14 protein-coding genes are annotated in these 15642 nt (G+C 48.5%); all 14 read left to right on the top strand.

Translation table 11 applies throughout. The features are described 5' to 3' along the window. Positions 1–18 precede the first annotated feature (18 nt). The 14 genes from argC to ACTQ3K_RS05245 all read left to right on the top strand — a co-directional run bounded on the left by argC (position 19) and on the right by ACTQ3K_RS05245 (position 15632). Positions 19–1059 carry an N-acetyl-gamma-glutamyl-phosphate reductase gene (gene argC / locus ACTQ3K_RS05180; protein WP_441566178.1) on the top strand — a complete coding sequence of 347 codons (1041 nt, stop codon included), beginning with the start codon at positions 19–21 and terminating at the stop codon, positions 1057–1059. 28 nt (positions 1060–1087) lie between these two features. Next, on the top strand, positions 1088–2311 hold the full coding sequence (argJ, locus tag ACTQ3K_RS05185; RefSeq protein WP_283229510.1) for a bifunctional glutamate N-acetyltransferase/amino-acid acetyltransferase ArgJ: 1224 nt from the start codon (positions 1088–1090) through the stop codon (positions 2309–2311). Between the two features lie 62 nt (positions 2312–2373). Continuing rightward, a complete protein-coding gene (locus ACTQ3K_RS05190) occupies positions 2374–3744 on the top strand; it encodes a sodium-dependent transporter (RefSeq protein WP_283229509.1) in 1371 nt (456 codons plus the stop codon). 71 nt (positions 3745–3815) lie between these two features. Then, the gene (argB, locus tag ACTQ3K_RS05195; RefSeq protein WP_283229508.1) at positions 3816–4712 is read left to right on the top strand and encodes an acetylglutamate kinase; all 897 of its coding nucleotides are present in this window, start codon (positions 3816–3818) and stop codon (positions 4710–4712) included. Next, on the top strand, positions 4702–5892 hold the full coding sequence (locus ACTQ3K_RS05200) for an aspartate aminotransferase family protein (RefSeq protein ID WP_441566179.1): 1191 nt from the start codon (positions 4702–4704) through the stop codon (positions 5890–5892). The genes argB and ACTQ3K_RS05200 overlap by 11 nt, the downstream gene beginning before the upstream one ends. Positions 5893–6093: 201 nt before the next feature. Beyond that, positions 6094–6915, top strand: a complete 822-nt coding sequence (locus ACTQ3K_RS05205) for a MurR/RpiR family transcriptional regulator (protein ID WP_441566180.1) — start codon at positions 6094–6096, stop codon at positions 6913–6915. Positions 6916–7344: 429 nt separating this feature from the next. Further along, positions 7345–8157, top strand: a complete 813-nt coding sequence (locus tag ACTQ3K_RS05210) for a MurR/RpiR family transcriptional regulator (protein ID WP_441566181.1) — start codon at positions 7345–7347, stop codon at positions 8155–8157. A gap of 29 nt (positions 8158–8186) precedes the next feature. Beyond that, positions 8187–9155 carry an ROK family protein gene (locus tag ACTQ3K_RS05215; protein ID WP_441566182.1) on the top strand — a complete coding sequence of 323 codons (969 nt, stop codon included), beginning with the start codon at positions 8187–8189 and terminating at the stop codon, positions 9153–9155. A gap of 23 nt (positions 9156–9178) precedes the next feature. Further along, positions 9179–10462, top strand: a complete 1284-nt coding sequence (locus tag ACTQ3K_RS05220; protein ID WP_441566183.1) for a class II D-tagatose-bisphosphate aldolase non-catalytic subunit — start codon at positions 9179–9181, stop codon at positions 10460–10462. A gap of 17 nt (positions 10463–10479) precedes the next feature. Beyond that, positions 10480–11055 (top strand): 6-phospho-3-hexuloisomerase, encoded by a 576-nt coding sequence (locus tag ACTQ3K_RS05225; protein ID WP_283229502.1) that lies wholly within the window; start codon positions 10480–10482, stop codon positions 11053–11055. A 45-nt stretch (positions 11056–11100) separates the two neighbouring features. Next, the gene (locus tag ACTQ3K_RS05230; RefSeq protein ID WP_441566184.1) at positions 11101–12606 is read left to right on the top strand and encodes a sugar ABC transporter ATP-binding protein; all 1506 of its coding nucleotides are present in this window, start codon (positions 11101–11103) and stop codon (positions 12604–12606) included. Between the two features lie 15 nt (positions 12607–12621). Next, positions 12622–13599 (top strand): ABC transporter permease, encoded by a 978-nt coding sequence (locus tag ACTQ3K_RS05235; RefSeq protein ID WP_441566185.1) that lies wholly within the window; start codon positions 12622–12624, stop codon positions 13597–13599. Between the two features lie 85 nt (positions 13600–13684). Further along, positions 13685–14719: a substrate-binding domain-containing protein gene (locus ACTQ3K_RS05240; protein ID WP_441566186.1), complete on the top strand. Its 1035-nt coding sequence runs from the start codon at positions 13685–13687 to the stop codon at positions 14717–14719. 82 nt (positions 14720–14801) lie between these two features. Beyond that, positions 14802–15632, top strand: a complete 831-nt coding sequence (locus ACTQ3K_RS05245; RefSeq protein WP_441566187.1) for a glucose-6-phosphate isomerase family protein — start codon at positions 14802–14804, stop codon at positions 15630–15632. Positions 15633–15642 lie beyond the last annotated feature (10 nt).

Raw genomic sequence — 15642 nt, forward strand, 5'->3', positions numbered from 1 at the left:
TTAACGGAGGAAGAGGAAATGATTAAAGCTGGAATTATCGGCTCCACTGGATATGCGGGTGCAGAGCTGGCAAGACTTCTTCTGGGGCACCCGGAAGCAGAGATCGTGTGGTACGGCTCCAGAAGCTATGTGGGTGAGGATTATGCTTCCATATACAGAAACATGTTTCAGATGGTAGATGAGAAATGTCTCGATGATAATATGGAAGAGCTGGCAGAGCAGGCGGATGTGATTTTCACCGCAACGCCTCAGGGCTTATGTGCGTCCCTGGTCAATGACGGGATCTTATCCAAGACAAAAATCGTGGATCTGAGCGCTGACTTTCGTATTAAAGATGTAAAGGTATATGAAAAGTGGTACGGCCTGGAGCATAAGAGCCCCCAGTACATTCCGGAAGCAGTTTACGGGCTCTGTGAGATCAACCGGGAGGACGTGAAGAAAGCAAGACTGGTGGCCAATCCCGGCTGCTACACCACCTGCTCGATCCTGACTCTTTACCCGCTGGTAAAAGAGGGACTGGTGGATGTTTCTTCTATTATAATTGATGCAAAGTCCGGAACCTCCGGCGCAGGAAGAGGAGCTAAGGTTCCGAACCTGTTCTGTGAGGTCAATGAAAGCATGAAGGCTTACGGCGTGGCAAGCCACAGACATACGCCGGAGATCGAAGAGCAGCTTGGCTATGCCTGCGGACAGCCGGTGCTTTTGAACTTTACTCCGCACCTGGTTCCCATGAACCGCGGAATTCTGGCAACCACCTATGCAAATCTGAAAACGCATGTGACCTGGGAAGAGGTTAAGGCAGTTTATGATAAGTATTATGAGAATGAGTTCTTTGTGAGAGTGCTGCCGGAGGGTGTTTATCCGGAGACCAGATGGGTTGAGGGCAGCAACTTTGTGGATATCGGCTTCAAGATCGATGAGCGGACAGGGCGGATCATTGCCATCGGTGCACTGGATAACCTGGTAAAGGGGGCAGCAGGACAGGCAGTACAGAACATGAACCTGCTGTTTGGATTAAAAGAGAATATGGGACTGACACAGGTTCCCATGTTCCCGTAACGCAGAATCAAAAGGAGGATCATACAGTATGAAGAAAATTGACGGCGGCGTGACAGCGCCGAAGGGATTTAAAGCGGCCGGTCTTTATGCCGGGATCAAAAAAGGCGGTAAGAAGGACATGGCCATGGTATACAGCGAGGTTCCCTGCAGGGCGGCCGGTGTGTTTACCACGAATGTGGTGAAGGCAGCTCCCGTAAAATGGGATCATGAGGTGGTATATGAAAGTGAGTTTGCACAGGCCGTTGTGGTCAACAGCGGTGTGGCAAACGCCTGCACGGGAATCGAGGGATACAACTGCTGTAAGGAGATGGCGGCAGAGGCCGGAAAGGTTCTCGGTGTGCCCGGCGATGCGGTTCTGGTGGCTTCCACCGGAGTTATCGGTGCGCAGCTTCCCATGGATATCATAGGGAGCGGAATCGGAAAGCTGGCTCCGCTCCTCGGAAGCAGCAGAGAGGATGCCCATCTGGCGGCAGAGGCCATTATGACCACGGATACGAAGCCAAAGGAAGTGGCTTTTGAGACGGTGCTGGGCGGAAAAACGGTGACTGTGGCCGGCATGTGCAAGGGCTCTGGCATGATTCACCCCAATATGGCAACCATGCTCTGCTTCGTCATGACAGACGCAGCCATTTCCCATGACATGCTCCAGAAGGCACTGAGCGACGATGTGGAGGATACCTTCAACATGATTTCCGTGGACGGAGATACTTCTACCAATGACAGTGTGCTCTTAATGGCAAACGGTCTGGCCGGAAATAAAGAGATCACCGAAGCAGACGAGGATTACAGGGAGTTCTGTGCGGTACTCCATGAGGTTATGACGGAGCTTTCCAAGAAGATCGCCGGAGACGGTGAGGGTGCGACCTGCCTCTTTGAGGTTAAGGTACTGGGCGCCGATACAAAGGAAAATGCAAAGATCCTTGCCAAGTCGGTGGTAACCTCCAGTCTGACGAAGGCAGCTATTTACGGTCATGATGCAAACTGGGGACGGATCCTCTGTGCACTGGGCTACTCCGGTGTGAAGTTTGACCCGGAGAAGGTAGATATCTGGTTCGAGAGCGCTGCCGGAAAGCTGAAGATCGTGGAGAACGGCGTTTCTACCGGATACAGTGAGGAGGAGGCCACAAAGATCCTTTCCGAGGAAGCGGTTACAGCCATTGCCGATATGAAGATGGGCAGTGCCGGAGCCACGGCATGGGGCTGCGATCTGACCTATGATTATGTAAAGATCAACGCGGATTACCGTTCCTGATAGACAAAACGAAGCCCTTTGTGTTATACTGTTGGACAGTATTTTGAAAGGGGTTTGTAAGTATGAACCGAGAAAAATTTTCTTCAAGACTGGGATTTATCCTGATCTCCGCAGGCTGTGCCATCGGCCTGGGAAATGTATGGAGATTTCCCTACATCACCGGAAAATATGGCGGAGCGGCCTTTGTTCTGTTCTATATTTTCTTCCTGCTGATCCTGGGAATGCCCATCATGGTGGCAGAGCTGGCGGTCGGCCGGGCAAGCCAGAAAAGTCTGGCGAGGTCCTTTGACACACTGGAGCCGAAGGGCTCCAAATGGCATGTATATAAGTGGTTCGGAATCGCAGGAAACTATCTGCTGATGATGTTCTACACCACCATCGCCGGCTGGATGCTGTATTATATGGTAAAAATGGCAGCAGGAAAGTTCAACGGTCTTAATGCAGAAGAGATTGGAACGGCTTTCGGTGCCATGACCCAGAATCCCGGCGTGATGACCCTGTTTATGGTGATCGTGGTGGTACTGTGCTTCGGTGTCTGCGCCATGGGACTTCAGAAGGGCGTGGAGCGGATCACAAAGGTCATGATGATCTGCCTGCTGTTTATGATGCTGATTCTGGCAGTCAATTCGGTTGCCTTAAAGGGAGCCGGCGAGGGTCTGAAATTTTATCTGCTTCCTGATTTTTCCAAGGTACAGGAAAACGGGATCTGGAATGTGCTGTATGCGGCCATGGGCCAGTCATTCTTTACGCTGAGCCTGGGAATCGGAGCCCTTGCGATCTTTGGAAGCTATATTGGAAAAGAGCGCAGACTGACCGGTGAGGCAGTGAGCATCATGGCACTGGATACCTTTGTGGCACTGGTTGCCGGACTGATTATCTTCCCGGCCTGCTTTGCCTACGGTGTGGATCCGGGAGAAGGCCCCAGCCTGATCTTTGTGACCCTGCCTAATGTATTTAACGCCATGCCTCTGGGACAGCTCTGGGGCACACTCTTCTTTGTTTTCATGTTTTTTGCCGCAGCCTCCACGGTCATTGCGGTATTTGAAAATATTATTTCATTTGCGGTGGATCTGACGGGATGCACGAGAAAGAAGGCAGTTCTTGTAAATATGATCGCCATCATCGTGCTGTCCGTGCCCTGCGTGCTGGGCTTCAACCTCTGGAGCGGCTTTATGCCCCTGGGAGCCGGCAGCAACGTGCTGGATCTGGAGGATTTTATCGTAAGCAACAATCTTCTGCCTCTGGGCAGCCTGGTGTATCTGCTGTTCTGCGTGACCAGATACGGCTGGGGCTGGAAAAAGTTCCAGGCAGAAGCAAACGAAGGAATAGGAATCAAGTTCCCCGGCTGGCTGCGGGTGTACTGTAAGTATATCCTGCCGCTGATCGTACTCTTCATCTTTGTGTGGGGATATCTTGCAAAGTTTGTCCTGTAAAGCACGGAGCCGCCGGCTTTACAGGAAAGCGAAAAGAAAACGCCGGGAACGACCGGAAAGGATAAAAAGAAATGGAAATGGATTCACTGATCATGCACAAGGCGGAGGTGCTTATCGAGGCACTTCCTTATATCCAGCGGTTTAACCGCAAGATCATCGTTGTCAAGTACGGCGGAAGCGCTATGGTGGATGAAAAACTGAAGATGAATGTCATCAAGGATGTGGTGCTGTTAAAGCTGGTCGGCTTTAAGCCCATCATCGTTCACGGCGGCGGCAAGGAGATCAGCTCCTGGGTCAAAAAGATCGGCATGGAGCCGAGATTTGTCAACGGACTCCGCGTAACAGATGAGCCGACCATGGAGCTGGCGGAGATGGTTTTAAACCGTGTGAATAAGAGTCTGGTGCAGCTGGTTCAGGAGCTTGGTGTGAAGGCGGTCGGAATCAGCGGCAAGGATGGCGGCCTGCTGAACGTGGAGAAGAAGCTTTCCGACGGGCAGGATATCGGCTATGTGGGAAACATTAAAAAGGTGAATCCGGAGCTTTTATTTGATCTTCTGGAGAAGGATTTCCTTCCCATTGTGTGTCCCATCGGATATGATGATAATTTTGACAGCTATAATATCAATGCCGATGATGCGGCCTGTGCCATTGCCAAGGCGGTCAAGGCTGAGAAGCTGGCGTTCTTAACGGATGTGGAGGGCGTTTACCGGGACTTCAATGACAAGTCCAGCCTGATTTCGGAGCTGACATTGGAGGACGCGGAGAAGTTTATTGCCGAAGGCAATGCCGGCGGCGGTATGCTTCCCAAGCTGAAGAACTGCATTGATGCGCTGCAGGAGGGAGTTTCCAGAGTCCATATCCTGGACGGACGGATTCCACACTGCCTGCTTCTGGAAATCTTTACCAACAAGGGTATCGGAACAGCGATTTTAAAGAGCGGAGAGGAGCGTTATTATCATGAAGTCTAAGGAATATATGGACCGCGGCGAACAGGTGCTTTTACATACCTACAACCGGACACCGATCGTGTTTGATCATGGCGAGGGTGTTTACCTCTATGATGTGGAGGGAAGGAAATATCTGGATTTTGCGGCAGGAATCGCCGTATTCGGCCTGGGCTATCATAACGAGAAGTTTGACAATGCCGTGAAGGCACAGGTGGACAAGCTGGTCCACACATCCAACCTGTATTATAACGTTCCTGCTATTGAGGCAGCAGAAAAGCTGGTGAAGGCAACCGGACTGAACCGGGTATTCTTTACCAACAGCGGTACCGAGGCCATTGAGGGCGCCATCAAGACTGCCAGAAAATATGCCATTAAAAAAGACGGGAAAACGGATCATGAGATCATTGCCATGAACCATTCGTTCCACGGACGGAGCATGGGCGCCCTTTCCGTGACGGGAAATCCCCATTATCAGGAGGATTTCCGTCCATTGATCGGCGGAATCAAGTTTGCTGATTACAACGATCTGGACAGTGTGAAGGCACTGATCAATGAGAAGACCTGCGCTATTATTCTGGAGCCGATCCAGGGCGAGGGCGGGATTTATCCGGCCAATCCGGAGTTCTTAAAGGGTGTACGGGCCCTTTGCGACGAGCATGACATGCTCCTGATCTTCGATGAAATCCAGTGCGGAATGGGCCGCAGCGGCAAGATGTTCGCCAGTGAATATGCAGGCGTAAAGCCCGATGTGATGACTGTGGCAAAGGCGCTCGGAAACGGACTTCCCATCGGAGCCTTTGTGACAAATGAGAAGGCCGCAGTTCTGGTTCCCGGCGATCATGGCAGCACCTACGGCGGAAATCCGCTGGTATGTGCGGCAGCCAGCAAGGTGTTTGATCTTTTTGAGGAGGAACATATTCTGGAAAATGTCAATGAGATGGGCACTTATCTCTGGGAACGTCTGGAAGAAGTAAAGGCAAACTATCCCATGGTGAAGGAACACCGCGGAAAGGGCCTGATCCAGGGCCTGGAGTTTACGGAAAATCCGGCCGCCATTGCCAAGGCAGTGATCAGCAGGGGCGTGATCCTGATCACCGCTGAAAACAATGTGATCCGGTTTGTCCCTCCGCTGGTGATCAAGAAAGAGCATGTGGATGAGATGATTAAGGCGCTGGAAGAAAGCCTGGATGAAGTGAAGTAAAATAGATAAAACATGAAAAAGGCTGCTGAGTTGTTGAGAGAGATCTTGACAGCTCAGCAGTTTTTGACTTTTTAGACAAATATGGGATAATCGGACTGGGAAAAACAGAAAAAATGATGAGTGAGAAAGAATCAGATTGCATAACAGGACAAAGACTATTATAATTTTAAGTATTAAGTGTGATGTGCAGTGGGAGGCTCTATGGCAATTGATAAAATCAGGCAGTTTTATAATGAAATGTTTCAGGCAGAGAAAAAGGTCGCTGATTATGTGCTGGAGAACCAGGGACAGGCAGTGAATATGAGCATTGCGGAGCTGGCGAAAGCCAGCGGGACCAGCGATGCTACGATCATCCGAATGTGTCGTCATATCGGCTACAGCGGATTTTACCAGATGAAGATCAGCCTGGCTTCGGATCTGGGAAAGGTTTCGGCCAGAGATGAGGTAAATGGAGAACGTGGGCCGCAGGATTCGGTGAGCTTTTTTAATATGCTGTCCAAGAATATTGCAGATGTATCGCGGAGCATCGATACGGAAAGCTTGCTGACTTGTGCAAGGCTGATTACGAAGGCCAATACGGTGTATATGTCGGCGTGGGGCAATACGGGAGAGATCGCAGCAGATTTTGCCCACCGTCTTGCGAGAAGCGGGATTAAAAGCTTTATGTCGGATATGCCGGAGTATGCAATGCGGAGTCTGGGACTTGGAGACAGTGCTGATGTGCTTGTGGCGATCAGCCATTCGGGAAGCTCAATCCATGTGATCCAGGCTATGAAGCTGGCAAAAGAGCTTGGCATTCCGACGATCCTGATCACCAATACGCCGCAGTCGGAAGCTGAAAAGCTGGCAGATCATCTGCTTTGTACCTCCGTAAAGGAACAGCCATTCCATGACTTTGGCGGTGACTCCCATCTGCTGGAGCTGGCCGTAGTAGATGCGCTTCTGTATTTTGTCGGACGGGAAGGCGGAAAGTCTGGAAAGGGAGACAAAACAGAGATGTTGATGTCGGATTCAAAGCTGTAAAAGAGAAGGACCGGAAGAAGACGGAAAGAAATTATAAATAACAAAGAGGTGGAGACCGTTTGCAGGGAATGAGGCAGATTCCCTGCAGACGGTCTTTTTGCTTCGTAGGAAAGCGAGTCCTATGAAACCAAAACACTCCGCGGAGATCCTGCTGCAGCGGATAAATGGAATGTGATAAAAGTATTACTTCACGCTCGGGGGTTGTAAAAAGAAAAACTCCGCATATGAAGCTGAAAATAAAGTTTTGCTTCATAAATGCTTGACAAACTCCGTGGCAAAGTGTACAATGAAACCATCAAAAAAAGACAAAAAACATAAAAACTCACAAAAAAGTAATAAAAAAACAAAATAATACGTGAAGCTGAAGAAGTGAGACTTCATGAATGAAGAAAAACTTCGTGAAGTTTAGCTTCTTGGAAGGAGGAAAACTTGACACTGGATACAATCAGAAGCTGTTACAGTGAAATGTTTCAGGCAGAGAAGAAGGTTGCTGATTATATCCTGAAGCATCCGGAGGAGGTTGTTGAATTGAATATTGCGGAGCTGGCAAAACGAAGTGAGACCAGCGATGCAACCGTAATTCGGATGTGCCGTCATGTGGGCTACAGCGGATTTTACCAGATGAAGATCAGCTTGGCTTCGGAACTTTTGGGAAAACAGAAGAAGGATGTACAGAGCGAGCAGGGGAGCCTGAAAGAATTTTTTGATAAGGTTTCCAGGGACATTCGGGAAGCTGCGGAAAAGATGGATCAGGACATTGTGAAACGATGTGTGAATCTTCTTGCGGAAGCAGAAACCGTATATCTGATTGCATGGGGGAATACTGGAGAGATTGCCGCAGATTTTGCACATCGACTTACAAGACTGGGAATCAAGAGTTTTGTGTCTGATGTGCCGGAATACGCAATCCGAAGTGTCGGTCTTTCCGGAAAACGTGATGTCATGGTGGCAATCAGCCATTCTGGGGAAACGATTCATGTGATACAGGCGTTGAGACTGGCACGGGAGATTGGAATGGAGACAATCCTGATTACAGATACCAGACAATCAGATGCCGCACGAGAAGCAGGCTATGTCCTTTGTACAGAATCACGAGATCATCCATTCCAGGATTTGGGAGGAGCTTCCCATGTGATGGAACTTCTGGTAGTCGATGCGCTGCTGTATTTACTGAAGGATAAGGAAACAATGAAGGACAAGGGAGACAGGACGGAGTTCCTGCTCTCAAGATATAAACAGTAGAAGAAACGGAGAGAAAGGAGAATCCGCTGATGGAGGGATATTTCATCGGAATTGACGTTGGAGGGACCAATGTGAAACTGATGATCATGGACGAAGAAAAACAGGTGGTTGCGAAAACACAAATTCCGACAAAGGCGGAACGCGGATATGAAGCAGTCAGCGATGATATGATCGAAACCCTTGACCGGATGTTTGAAAAAAATGGGATCCGAGAGCCGAAAATTCAAGCACTGGCCATGGGACTGCCGGGAACGGTAGACCGTAAGGCCGGTGAAACCGTCTATCTGGCAAAACTCCGCTGGGATGGATTTAATCCGGCCAAAAAGCTGGGAGAATATTACCGGGCACCGTATTTCATAGAAAATGACGCGAATATCAATGCGCTCGGCGAATATGCCTTCGGAGAAAGCGGAAAAGAAAATCTGCTGCTTCTGACGCTTGGAACCGGAGTCGGAGGCGGAATTATTATCAACGGAAAGATCTTTGGCGGGGCGGCAAACATGGCCGGAGAGTTCGGACATATGATGGTCCAGACCGAGGGTGGAGATATCTGCCTCTGCGGAAGAAGGGGACATCTGGAGGCCTACTGTTCCGGAACAGCAATGATGAGAGATGCCCTGGAGATGATGAAGAACCGGAGGAAGACGATCCTTCATCAGTATGTAAAAGAGAATGAGGGAGTTTATGACAACAGTATGGTAACGAGAGGCGTGAAGGAAGGAGATGCAACCTGCAGGGAAATCCTGAATCGGTTTATTTCTTATCTGGCGGCGGGAATATCAACGCTGATGATGTTGTTTAATCCGGAGGTCGTGTTGATCGGAGGAGGTGTTTCCAATGCGGGAGATCTTCTGATCGAACCGTTAAACCAGAAATGCAGAGAGATGGTTCTTTCGGAACGGTCTTACTGTCCAGTGATCCGGACAAGTCTCGGATCGGAGGCAGGAATGTACGGTGCATGTGCACTGGCAATGCAGGCAGTGAAGGAAGGCGTCTGAAGCAGAGAGGAAGAGGTGGAGCTATGAATCCGATCAAAGAGGTCCTGAAAAGACAAAGAGGGATTGCTTCCTACTGTACTTCCAATGAATTGGTATTGGAAGCGTGTATGGAGGAAGCCGGAAAGGATGGATATGTACTGGTGGAGGCAACGGCCAATCAGGTTAATCAGTTCGGCGGCTATACCGGAATGAATGCAGCTGACTTTGTAAAATATGCCGAGCGGATCGCGGAGCGGAGTAACCTTCCGAAGGGAAAGCTGCTTCTGGGGGGTGACCATCTGGGACCGCTTGTATGGAGCAGCGAACCAGAGGAAACGGCTATGGAAAAGGCAGAACAGCTTGTTCGGGAATTTGTTCAGGCCGGTTTTCAGAAAATTCATCTGGATACAAGCATGAGACTGGGAGACGATGATTCGTCCAAGCCGCTCTCTACGGAGACTATTGCAAAACGGGGTGTCCGGTTATACAGGGCAGCTATGGATGGTTTTGAGGAACGGAAGCGGCAGGATCCGAAAGCAGAGCTGCCAGTGTTCATTATCGGAAGTGAGGTGCCGATTCCGGGCGGAAGCCAGGAAGCAGAGGAATCGGTGCAGGTAACGAAACCGGAAGCTTTTGAGGAAACCGTAGAGGTTTATAAGCGGGTATTTGATAAGGCCGGTTTTACAGATGCGTTTGAACATATTATTGCAGTGGTGGTTCAGCCTGGTGTGGAGTTTGGAGACAGTAGCGTCTGTGAGTATGATCGGGGAAAAGCCGAAAAGCTGACAAAAGCTCTTCAGAACCATCCTGGATTCATCTTTGAAGGTCATTCGACTGATTATCAGAAAGAAACATCTCTTCGGGAAATGACGGAAGATGGAATTGCTATTCTGAAGGTTGGACCGGCCTTGACCTTTGCGCTTAGGGAGGGATTATTCCAGCTTGAGGCAATGGAAAAGGAGCTGTATCCGGAGTATCGGTGTTCTCATTTTTCGATGATCCTGGAGCAGGTTATGCTGGAGCAGCCCGGAAACTGGAAAAAACATTATAACGGAACCGAGGAAGAAAAGCATCTGGCGAGAAAGTACAGCTATTCCGATCGGTGCAGATATTATATTGGAGATGAACGGGTCGAACAGGCAATGGAGCATCTGTTCCGAAATCTGGATACTAAGACACCGTCCGATTCTATGCTCCACCAGTATATGCCGGAGCAGTACCGCATGGTACGGGATGGCACACTGCCCAGAGAAGCGAAGGCGCTGGCGAAGGCGGCAGTGCGCCAGGTGGTCGCGGAGTATCAGAAAAGTGTGGGGGCACGGAATTAGAAAACAGGAGGAGAAGGATGGAACTGGAAAAACGGTATAAGGAGCTGACAGAGGCGATTGCAGAAGAACACAGAAGAGTGTTTGAACTGTTGGATATGAACGAACTTCGGGCGGCCATGGAAGCAATCGAAAAGGCAAAAAACATTTTCGTTTTTGCAGCCGGGCGGGAAGGAATTTCCCTTCGAGGATTTGCCATGAGACTGGCACATCTCGGAAAAAATGTTCACTGGGTGTTTGATGATACAACGGTCGGGATCCGGCCGGGAGATTTATACATTACCTCTGAGGGCTTCGGAGAAGTCGGATCGTTTACCTATTATCTTCAGAAAGTGAAAGCAGCTGGAGGAAGAATCCTTACCTTTAACGGAAATCCGGACGGAAAGCATATTAAAGAGTATGCCGATATTTCTGTGTTCGTGCGGGCAACAGCATATCTGGCCGGAAGAACCGATGTGATTCCTACTGTTCAGATGATGGGAAATCAGTACGAACAGCATTTATATATGTTGTGTGATGTGATCATTATGCTTCTGGTGGAGGATCTTGGCCTTACTTATGACGATCTGGAAGCAAGACACAGAAATGTGGAGTAGGAAGGGTGCAGCAAGGCAATAAGAGAAAGTGGGAGAGGTGAAAAAATGGCGGGAGAACATTACATTCTGGAATGTAAGGGTATTTCCAAGGCATTCGGCGGTACGCAGGCACTGAAGAATGTCGAACTTCATCTGAAGGCTGGAGAGGTTCATGCGCTGCTGGGCGAAAATGGAGCCGGAAAGTCGACACTGATGAAATGTATTATCGGTCTTTATAAGCCGGATGAAGGTTCCATCACCTTTGATGGAAAGCCGTATTCCGCAAGAGGACCGGCGGATGCGATTAACAAAGGAATTTCCATGATCCATCAGGAATTGAATCCGGAGCCTCATCTGTCAATCGCAGAAAGTATTTTCTTAAACAGAGAGGATACAAGAGGCCCGTTTCTGAATAAGAAGCTGACCAATCAGAAAACGGAAGAAATCCTGAAAGAATTTGATTTTCGCGAGGCGCCTACAACCCTGATGGAGGATCTGACTCTGGCACAGGCTCAGATGGTAGAAATTATCCGAGCTGTGTCCTGTAACGCAAGAGTTATCATCATGGATGAGCCAACTTCTTCCCTGGACAGTGAGGAAACCGAGCATTTGTTCCGAACCATCCGAGATCTGAAGAAAAAGGGCGTTGCAATCATCTATATATCTCATCGAATGGAAGAAATTTTCGAGATCTGCGATGCGGTTTCTGTATTCCGGGACGGAACATATGTGGGAAGTCGAAGCATGGAAGGCGTAACAAGAGAAGAACTGATCTCCATGATGGTGGGAAGAAAGGTTGACAGTATTTTCCCGAAAGTGGATTGTAAGATCGGCGATGTACTTTTTAAAGTAGAAGGTCTTACAGGAAAAGGTTTTTCGGATATCAGTTTTGAGGTTCATGCGGGAGAAATTCTTGGACTTTCAGGTCTGGTAGGATCAGGACGAAGCGAAACAATGAGAGCGATTTTTGGACTGGATCCTCTGGAAAGTGGAAGAATGTGGCTGGAGGGAAAGGAAATCCATATTAAGGATCCATATGAAGCGGTAAAACTTGGAATCGCCATGGTCAATGAGGATCGGAAGAATTATGGTCTTTGTCTGAATCGATCCATCAGAGAAAACATTTCTCTTCCGAATTTGCCGAAAAAGCAGAAGGGCTTCCTGTTGAATCAGAGAAGGGAAAAACAGGAGGTGGAGGAAGTCTCCAAACAGTTGACAGTAAAAGCAGCAAGCATTGAGGATGAGGCATATTCCCTTTCTGGAGGCAATCAGCAGAAGGTGGTTCTGTCCAAGTGGATTATGGCCAATCCGAAAGTTCTGATCCTGGATGAGCCAACCAGAGGTGTTGATGTCGGTGCAAAATCGGAGATTCATACGCTGATGTGCAAGTTTGCTGCACAGGGAATGGCTATCATTATGATCTCCTCGGAGCTTCCGGAGGTTATGGGAATGAGTGACAGGCTTTTAGTTTATCACGAAGGAAAGATTAACGGTGAAATCAGCCGGGAAGAGATCCTGAATGGTGCGGCAACCCAAGAGGTTGTTCTGGCAAAGGAATTTGGAGAGAAATAAGGAGGGCTTCCGGATATGGAGAAAGCAGCAAAAAAACAGAAAATGATTTTTGGAATGAACCGAAGTGTGTTCATGAAGAAATATGGAATCTTTATTGTTCTGCTGATTATGATCGCGTTTATGTGTGTGGCATCCCCAACCTTCCGAACGTGGGGAAATGTGGTCAGTATCTTACAGCAGGTATCGGTTAACGGTGTTCTTGCACTTGGTATGGTATTCGTAATCACAGCCGGCGGCATTGACCTTTCCATCGGCTCCATGCTGGCACTGACCAGTGTTATCATCGGAAAATCCTTTGAATTTTCCGACAGCATCTGGCTTGCGATTATTCTTTCGGTAGTAATCTGTGCGGCCTTCGGTTTCATCAACGGTGCACTGATCGCAAAGTTCAACATGTTTCCTTTTGTTGTAACACTGTCCACCCAGCTGGTAATCAGAGGAATCGGCTACATCATCTGCGACGGTGAGACAAAGACGCTGGCCAACAAGGCATTTCGCCAGATTGGTTTGGGTAAGTTGGGAGGATTTCTTCCTTACTCGATTCTGATTCTTTTGGTGGTGGCTGTAGTTGCTTATATCCTGCTCCACTGGACCAAGTTCGGCCGTCATATTTATGCAGTTGGCGGAAACATGAATGCAGCGATTGCTTCCGGCGTTAAGGTATTCTGGACAAGAACTCTTTCCTTTGTATGGATGGGTATCTGTACCGCAATCGGCGGCGTGATCCTGACCAGCCGAATCAATGCAGCACAGCCGAATATTGGTGTCGGTTATGAAACAGACGCGATTGCAGCCTGTGTAATCGGCGGAACTTCATTTGCCGGTGGTGTGGCAACTATTCCCGGAACCATGATTGGTATTGCCATCATTGGTGTTATCTATAACGGAATGAACCTTCTGCGGATTAGTTCCTACTGGCAGACCGTGACCAAGGGCCTTCTGGTAATCGGTGCAGTTATGCTCGATATGTTCATCAATAAGAAGAGAAATTAAACACTTTGGTATAAAGCAAACGTGGACTTAATCCGCACAGCGGTTTAAGAAAATAAAAACAACAAAATGTATAGGAGGACAAAGAATGAAAAAAGCAGTAGCAATTTTTATGGCGGTGGCAATGACTCTCGGTATGGCAGCATGCGGAAGTAAGAAGGAGGAGACAAAGGCTCCTGAGACAAGCAAGGCAGCTACGGCGACAGACACGGAGAAGGCTGACGACACAAGCAAGGCAGACGAAGGCGGAAGCGACAAGCCCGTAAAGATCGGCTGGCTTCAGAAGAACCAGAGCAACGCCTTTGAGCTGGTTATCAACGGCGGCGGAGAAGCAGTTCTGGAGCAGGCAAAGGCAGATGGCATCGTAGAAGAGTACTATCTTCTTGACGGACAGACTGATCCTTCTACTCAGGTTTCCCAGGCAAACGATCTTGTAAACCTCGGCGTTGATGCCGTGATCATGCAGCCCGCAGAGCTGGACGGCAGCGCACCGGTTGTGGATATCCTTCATGAAGCAGGAATCCCTGTAGTACTTGTAAACTCTCTGACCAGCAATGCAGATGATTGTGAAGGAATTTCCGCTTCCAACGACGTAGAAGCAGGTGAGATCCTTGCTCAGTTCGTGCTCGACAAGCTGGGAAGCACCGGTAAGTATGCTCATATTCAGGGACTTATTGGTAACACTGCAGCAATCCAGAGAACCGAAGGTATTCACAATATTATGGATAAGGAATCTGGATGGGAAATGTTAGATGAGCAGTCCGCAGAGTGGCAGGGAGACAAAGCTTCCAAGTTTGCTCAGGACTGGATTAGCTTATACGGTGATGATCTTAATGCAATCCTTTGTGATAACGATGATATGGCAGTTGCAGCAAGACTGGCATGCATTGAGGCAGGACGTGAAGATATTGTTGTAATCGGTGTTGATGCAACAGAAGCGGCTCTGGCTATGGTAGCTGATGGTGAGTTAGACGGAACTGTTCGCCAGGATGGTACAACTCAGGGTGCTGAGGCTGTTAATAAGGCAATCGCACTGGCTCAGGGTAAGAAGGTTGAAAGAGAAACCTGGATTCCGTTCACTCTTGTAACAAAGGATAACGTTTCTGAATTCTACAAGAAGTAAATTATGAAAACAGGGAGCCCGTGCGTTGGGCACGGGCTCCAGCTTCTTGAAAATTTCTGGATACGGCAAAAGGAGAAGGATTATGTTAGAACTGAAAAACAGCGGACTTCCGCTTTATATTGACGAGAAAAATCATGTAATGGCATTAAGTGCTTTACTGAAATATGATGGATTTGGAAGAAAAACAGTGGAAAAGATGCAGGGCCTTCTGGCAGATGAACATGATCTGCCCCTGGATGAGCTGTTTTACGATGTATACCGTGGTATTGCTTATCCAGAGGACGAAGAATTATTAAAGAAAAACGATTATCGGTATGATATTACGATCATTATGCCGGGACAGGTAAATGGCGAATGCAAGAAAACCTCCGGCCATTATCACGGATGGAATCCGGAGAAAACAAACACCTATGCAGAGGTATATGAGGTTATCAAAGGAACCGCACTTTATATTCTTCAGAAATCGGATAACTTTGACGCAGAGGACCCTGCGGATGTCCGTGTCGATGATCTGATCTTCGCGACGGTTCATGAAGGTGAAACCATTTTAATTCCTCCGAACTATGGACACTGCTCCGTGAATATCGGGGATGGCCCGCTGGTATTCTCCAATTTGGCTTATGTACCTTGTCCGGTTCATTACGGTCCGGTGAAACAGTTTCATGGAATGAGCTTTTATGTGATGGTGGAGAACGGCGAAGTAAAACTGAAAGCAAACGACAGATATGTGGATGTTCCAAAGGCGAAGTTCGCAACGGTGAAGGAGAACCCTCATCTGGGAATCCAGTTTGGTCTGCCGGTTTACGAAAGCTATAAAAAGAATCCCGAGGCATTTGAATTCCTTGGAAAGCCAGATGGATTTGTGGATGAGATTATGTCCATGCTGGTATACCACGATAAGCTTGTGAAATAAGGAATCACGG

The organism is Candidatus Paralachnospira sp. LCP21S3_A2 (genome assembly GCF_052118925.1).
GTDB lineage: Bacteria > Bacillota > Clostridia > Lachnospirales > Lachnospiraceae > Lientehia.

Bases quoted from the DNA above. Each gene is read 5' to 3' on its own strand.
- ACTQ3K_RS05240 (WP_441566186.1), top strand. From the start codon at position 13,685: ATGAAAAAAGCAGTAGCAATTTTTATGGCGGTGGCAATGACTCTCGGT.
- ACTQ3K_RS05225 (WP_283229502.1), top strand. From the start codon at position 10,480: ATGGAACTGGAAAAACGGTATAAGGAGCTGACAGAGGCGATTGCAGAA.
- ACTQ3K_RS05245 (WP_441566187.1), top strand. From the start codon at position 14,802: ATGTTAGAACTGAAAAACAGCGGACTTCCGCTTTATATTGACGAGAAA.
- ACTQ3K_RS05205 (WP_441566180.1), top strand. From the start codon at position 6,094: ATGGCAATTGATAAAATCAGGCAGTTTTATAATGAAATGTTTCAGGCA.
- argC (WP_441566178.1), top strand. From the start codon at position 19: ATGATTAAAGCTGGAATTATCGGCTCCACTGGATATGCGGGTGCAGAG.
- ACTQ3K_RS05190 (WP_283229509.1), top strand. From the start codon at position 2,374: ATGAACCGAGAAAAATTTTCTTCAAGACTGGGATTTATCCTGATCTCC.
- argB (WP_283229508.1), top strand. From the start codon at position 3,816: ATGGAAATGGATTCACTGATCATGCACAAGGCGGAGGTGCTTATCGAG.
- ACTQ3K_RS05235 (WP_441566185.1), top strand. From the start codon at position 12,622: ATGGAGAAAGCAGCAAAAAAACAGAAAATGATTTTTGGAATGAACCGA.
- ACTQ3K_RS05220 (WP_441566183.1), top strand. From the start codon at position 9,179: ATGAATCCGATCAAAGAGGTCCTGAAAAGACAAAGAGGGATTGCTTCC.
- argJ (WP_283229510.1), top strand. From the start codon at position 1,088: ATGAAGAAAATTGACGGCGGCGTGACAGCGCCGAAGGGATTTAAAGCG.
- ACTQ3K_RS05230 (WP_441566184.1), top strand. From the start codon at position 11,101: ATGGCGGGAGAACATTACATTCTGGAATGTAAGGGTATTTCCAAGGCA.
- ACTQ3K_RS05200 (WP_441566179.1), top strand. From the start codon at position 4,702: ATGAAGTCTAAGGAATATATGGACCGCGGCGAACAGGTGCTTTTACAT.
- ACTQ3K_RS05215 (WP_441566182.1), top strand. From the start codon at position 8,187: ATGGAGGGATATTTCATCGGAATTGACGTTGGAGGGACCAATGTGAAA.